The organism is Methylibium sp., from assembly GCF_013817365.1.
In the GTDB taxonomy this organism is placed as follows: Bacteria; Pseudomonadota; Gammaproteobacteria; order Burkholderiales; family Burkholderiaceae_C; genus Methylibium.
Map to the genome: position 1 here is coordinate 1 of NZ_JACDCU010000362.1, position 4,255 is coordinate 4,255.

Annotated in this window: 5 protein-coding genes; all 5 read right to left on the reverse strand. The window is 67.9% G+C overall.

Annotated elements, in window-relative coordinates; translation table 11 throughout:
- Nucleotides 1–473: 473 nt before the first annotated feature.
- The 5 genes from H0W38_RS17645 to H0W38_RS17665 all read right to left on the reverse strand — a co-directional run bounded on the left by H0W38_RS17645 (nucleotide 474) and on the right by H0W38_RS17665 (nucleotide 4,110).
- The gene (locus H0W38_RS17645) at nucleotides 474–1,451 is read right to left on the reverse strand and encodes a ParB/RepB/Spo0J family partition protein (RefSeq protein ID WP_292456503.1); all 978 of its coding nucleotides are present in this window, start codon (nucleotides 1,449–1,451) and stop codon (nucleotides 474–476) included.
- Nucleotides 1,452–1,455: 4 nt separating this feature from the next.
- Nucleotides 1,456–2,052 carry an alpha/beta hydrolase gene (locus H0W38_RS17650; RefSeq protein ID WP_292456505.1) on the reverse strand — a complete coding sequence of 199 codons (597 nt, stop codon included), beginning with the start codon at nucleotides 2,050–2,052 and terminating at the stop codon, nucleotides 1,456–1,458.
- A gap of 25 nt (nucleotides 2,053–2,077) precedes the next feature.
- On the reverse strand, nucleotides 2,078–2,491 hold the full coding sequence (locus H0W38_RS17655) for a GNAT family N-acetyltransferase (RefSeq protein WP_292456507.1): 414 nt from the start codon (nucleotides 2,489–2,491) through the stop codon (nucleotides 2,078–2,080).
- A gap of 423 nt (nucleotides 2,492–2,914) precedes the next feature.
- Nucleotides 2,915–3,688, reverse strand: coding sequence for a ParA family protein (locus H0W38_RS17660; protein WP_292456510.1), 774 nt, complete (start codon nucleotides 3,686–3,688; stop codon nucleotides 2,915–2,917).
- A 5-nt stretch (nucleotides 3,689–3,693) separates the two neighbouring features.
- Entirely contained in the window at nucleotides 3,694–4,110 is a 417-nt protein-coding gene (locus H0W38_RS17665) for a type II toxin-antitoxin system VapC family toxin (protein WP_292456513.1), read from the reverse strand.
- Nucleotides 4,111–4,255: the final 145 nt, after the last annotated feature.

The window sequence follows — 4,255 nt, forward strand, 5'->3', positions numbered from 1 at the left end:
AGCGTGAATTCCTCTTCGCGGCTGCGCTCGTAGCGCGCTGCAAAGCTCGTGATCACATCCATCGCTTCCTCCAATTCGGTATCGGGAGGCGGCGTCGCCACGGGCCGGCCGGAATTCGGCTCGCCGTGCAGCGCTGCCTTCGGTTTCTCACTCTATCGGTCCAACGATCATGCGTGCGTTTCACATCGGTGTGATGCCCGGAGAACCCGGCCTTTTGACCGCATCTTGCACCGATGAACGAGATGCAACGGCTGTGCCACGCTGTGCAATTAGCATGCCCCTTTCGTGCCGCGAGCGCCACGCCGACGTAGGAGCCCGTGTGCAGCAGTGTGGTTCCGCAGGCACAGCGTGCATCGTCCTCGTTAACGTGCGGACGCGGCTCGGTTCGCCGAGATGGCACAGCGCCAGCGCGAGGCGCGCGAACTCGTCAAGCCTTTCCGGCGCGGTGCGGCAGCGCGTGGCGAACCCGACGGTCAGCCGCCCGATGGCGTCGCGCGCCGAAGCTTGTCGAGCAGGCCGCCGAGTTCATCGAGCGAGCCGAACGCGATGGCCACCTCGCCCTGCTCGCCGCGCCCGGAGCGCTTCTTGATGCGGATCTCCACGGCGGCGGTCAGCAGATCGGCAAGTTCTTCCTCGAGCCGCGCAACATCGCGCGACTTCGAAGGCAGCACTTGCCGTGGCGGCTGCTGTCCGGACGAAGACGCCGCGCGAGCGACCAATCGCTCGGCTTCACGCACGTTGAGCTTGCGGGCAACGACTTCTGTCGCGGCGATGATCTGTTGTGCCTTCTCCAGCGCCAGCAGCGCACGCGCATGGCCCATGTCCAGATCGCCGGCCATCAGCATCTGCTGCACGGGTTCGGCGAGGTTGAGCAGGCGCAGCAGGTTGCTGGCCGCGCTGCGGGAGCGGCCGACCGCTTGGGCGGCGAGCTCGTGCGTCAGCCCGAACTCGTCGGTCAGGCGCCGCAAACCCTGCGCTTCTTCCAGCGGGTTCAGGTCTTCGCGCTGCATGTTCTCGATCAGGGCCATGACGGCGGCCGACTCATCCGGCACCTCGCGCACGAGGACCGGCACTTCGGACAAACCGGCCAGTATGGCGGCCCGCACACGGCGCTCGCCAGCGATGATCTCGTAGCGATCCAAGCGAGCGCCAACTCCGCTCGTATTGCCTGTAAACATTAGGGCATTCGTGCCGTCCATCGATGCCGACCCCGTCACCGGCCGGACCAGAATGGGCTGCATGATCCCCTGCGACTTGATGCTCTCGGCCAACTCGTAGAGCGAGCCTTCGTCCATGCGCGTGCGCGGCTGGTATTTGCCGGGCTGCAGCTGCTCTAGTTTCAGCGTGGTCGGCTTGGCGTCGCCGGCCGCCGGCTCCGGGCGGTCCTGCACCTTGGGGCCGAGCAGCGCTTCGAGGCCGAGACCGAGGCCCTTGGGTTTCTTCGTCGCCATGGTGTCAATCGTGTTGAAGGTCATGAAGCAGCGCCAGCCCTTGCGGCCAGTCGCCGAGGTCGGAGTCGGCGTTGAGGTGGCCGAGCGGGCCGGCGAGCAGGAGCGAGGCGCCCCAGGTCTGGGCCATTTCTGCGGCGCGTGCGGTCGTGCAATAAGGGTCGTCGGTGCTCGCCACCACCGTCGCCCGGAACGGCAGGCGCTCGCGCACGATCGGCCGCCAGCTGTGAAGCTGGGGCGGCATGTCCGGCCGCTCGGTGTCGGGAGGCGCAACCAGGAGCGCGGCCTGCACCTTGGCCGTGTGGCGAGAGGCTGCCGCCCAGGCAGCGACCAGATGGCAGCCAAGGCTGTGGCCGACCAGCACGGCGGCGGACGGCTCCGACAACAGCACGTCTTCGAGCCGCGACATCCAGTCGCCCCGCAGCGGCTGCAGCCAATCGTGCTGCTCTACGCGCCGATGACCGTGAAGACGCTCCCAGCGCGATTGCCAGTGTCCAGCGGGCGAGCCCTGCCAGCCGGGCAAGCTCAGGATGCGCACCTCGCCTCCAACGGCTCGGCCCGGCGAGTGCTCGGCGCCGGACGCCGCGGCAGCAGGCGCTGGCATCCGGTGCCTGTCATCGGCAGGCAACTCACCCGAGTTCATCCGGATCCTGGCTGCGGTAGTGAAAGGCATAGGCATCGACGAAGCCCAGCCGCGCATAGATCGAGCGCGCGACGTGGTTGTCTGCATCGACCTGCAGGTAGGCACAACGCGCCCCGAGCTCGCGCGCCAGCCGCAGCAGCTGCCGGCACAGCGCCGTGGCCAGGCCGCTCTGGCGCTGCTCGGGCACGGTGAACACGTCGTAAAGCCCGACGAGTTCGTCCTCCATCGCAAGCTGGCCACAGGCGAGCAGCCGGCCACCTCGCTTGAGAAGCAGCCCGTTGTAGGCGCTCGGCGACTCGCGAAGGCGCTGCGCATGCGCCTGACGCTGCGCCAGCGGCGAGCCGCGCAAGGCGCCAGCCGCCTCGGCGAAGGCGCCGTGGCGGGCGCCTCCAGATCGCACCCGCCGGGCAGCGCTGCCGGGCCCAGGCCCCCCAAGCCGACACGGACCATCACCCGCGTGTCGTCGAAGGCCTTGAAGCCACGCGAGTGCAGCAGGGCATCGAGCGTGGCCGGCTGGGTGAACGGGGTGATGCGCACGATGAAAGGCAGGCCCGCCAGCTCGAACACGGCTTCGGCGCGCGCCAGCAGTTCGGGCAGCGGCAGGCGGCCGACGGCCAGCGTGTTGACGCAGCGCGCGCGCTTGGCCTTGCCCGGCGAGAGCCGCAGGATCCAGCCGCCCAGCACCCGCTGTTGCGGGGGCGCGGACGCGTTCAGCCCCGCATCTTCGATGCGCGCCAGCAGTCGCGCGTCGAAGGCCGGCGACAGGCCGGCCGCCTGGAGGCTGGCGAGGGCCGGCGGCGCATGGACGATCATCGTCACCGCCTCAGCGCAGGCTCTCGATGCGCACGACCATCTCTCGCGCAAATTCGACAAAGGCCAGTGCGCCCTTGCTTTGCGGATCGAACACGACTCCCGGCAGGCCGTAGCTCGGCGCTTCCGCCAACCGCACATTGCGAGGGATCACGGTGTTGAACACCTTCTCGCCGAAGTGCGCCTTGAGCTGCTCGCTGACCTGCTGCTGAAGCGTGATGCGCGCATCGAACATGACGCGCAGCAGGCCGATGATCTGCAGTTCCGGATTGAGGTTGGCATGCACCTGCTTGATGGTGTTGACCAGGTCCGACAGCCCTTCGAGCGCGAAGTACTCGCACTGCATCGGCACCACCACGCCGTGCGCTGCGCACAGGCCGTTGAGGGTGAGCAGGCTGAGCGAGGGCGGGCAGTCGATGAGCACGAAGTCGTAGTCGCCGGCGACGGACGCGAGCGCGGCTTTCAGCCGCTGGTCGCGCCGCTCGAGCTGGACGAGTTCGACCTCGGCGCCGGCCAGTTCGCGGTTGGCGCCGATGACGTCGTAGCCGGCCTTGTCGCTCCGCTGGCGAGCTTCGGCGATGGAAGCCGATTCGAGCAGCACGTCGTAGACGGTCAGCTCGAGTTGGCGCTTGTCGATGCCCGAGCCCATCGTCGCATTGCCCTGCGGGTCGAGGTCCACAACCAGCACCCTTTGGCCGATCTGCGCAAGACCGGCCGCCAGGTTGACGCTGGTCGTCGTCTTGCCGACACCGCCCTTCTGGTTCGCAATGCAGAAAATCTTGGCCATGGGCATCAGGGAGCGAGAGTGGGTATGCGCAAGGCTGCTGCGGCGCGCTGCAAGGACGGATCGAAAGTGGCCAAGGGTAACTGCCGGCGCATCGCCAGATCGAGATAAGTCGCGTCCTGCACCGTCAGGCCGGTTTCCTGCGCGAGGAGCAGGACGTCATGGCGTGCACGCTCCGGGGCTGCGGCGTCCGTCTGGATCTGCAGGCGGTCGAACAGGCCACCGAGCAAGCGCAACTCCGTTGCTTCGAGAAGGCCGTGTCGTTGCGCAGCGAGCAGCGCAGCGGCCATCTCGGTGTGCCAGAGCATGGGCACGAGCACGCCGTTCTGCGCCGCTTGATCGAGCAGTCGCTCGCTGAACGACTCGTGCTCGTCCGCGAAACACCAGCTGAGGGCCGCCGACGTATCGAGCACGAAAGAGCTCACCGGCCACGGCCTTCGTCGCGCAGCTGGCGCCAACTCAAAGCGCCCATCGGGTGAACGCGCCTGAACAGCCTGAGTTGCTCGATCAAGCCTTCGGCGCCCAAGCCAGCCGACACCGGCGGAACCAGCCGTGCCACCGGGCGACCAT